The following is a 252-nucleotide window of genomic DNA, read 5'->3' on the forward strand; positions in this document are numbered from 1 at the left end:
TTCATCTGTATGCACAATAATGTTGTATCAACCACCATATCGGGTGACTTATGCGAAGCTCGGCTAAGCAAGAAGAACTAGTTAAAGCATTTAAAGCATTACTTAAAGAAGAGAAATTTAGCTCCCAGGGCGAAATCGTCGCCGCGTTGCAGGAGCAAGGCTTTGACAATATTAATCAGTCTAAAGTCTCGCGGATGTTGACCAAGTTTGGTGCTGTACGTACACGCAATGCCAAAATGGAAATGGTTTACT

1 protein-coding gene is annotated in these 252 nt (G+C 42.1%); it reads left to right on the forward strand.

Annotated elements, in window-relative coordinates:
• Positions 1-50: 50 nt before the first annotated feature.
• Positions 51-252, forward strand: a 202-nt coding sequence (locus tag SB725_RS32695; RefSeq protein ID WP_410923638.1) for a hypothetical protein, incomplete at its 3' end; no start/stop codon positions are given.

The sequence above is a fragment of the Pseudomonas sp. SIMBA_041 genome (genome assembly GCF_046535095.1).
Taxonomy (GTDB): Bacteria; Pseudomonadota; Gammaproteobacteria; order Pseudomonadales; family Pseudomonadaceae; genus Aquipseudomonas; species Aquipseudomonas mucoides.